Genomic DNA, 255 nt, shown 5'->3' with positions numbered 1-255 from the left:
ATTTGGGGGGCAAACTCCCTCGGCAGATCTTCATTGAAAACGGCTTTGATGTGGACGTTATAGGAATGAAACGAATTGAACAGTCTGCCTACAGGTGGAAGAAAGCCTATGAAAAGGAAGGGTTAATGGGACTTACAGATTCAAGAAAATCAAGTTCTGGTAGACCATTAAAACGGGAACTTACCTCTTCTGAAGTGATTGAAAGGCAAGAAGCTAGAATTAAGCTACTGGAGGGGCAAGTAGAGTTATTAAAAA

1 pseudogene is annotated in these 255 nt (G+C 41.2%); it reads left to right on the top strand.

The features are described 5' to 3' along the window. Positions 1–65 precede the first annotated feature (65 nt). Positions 66–255: pseudogene (locus PZE06_RS29335) on the top strand (IS3 family transposase); the annotation flags it as partial.

Origin of the sequence: Robertmurraya sp. DFI.2.37 (assembly GCF_029211245.1) — a bacterium.
GTDB lineage: Bacteria > Bacillota > Bacilli > Bacillales > Cytobacillaceae > Robertmurraya > Robertmurraya methanolica_A.
The sequence above is the reverse complement of the archived record's forward strand: the minus strand, read 5'-3'. Positions and strand labels throughout refer to the sequence as shown.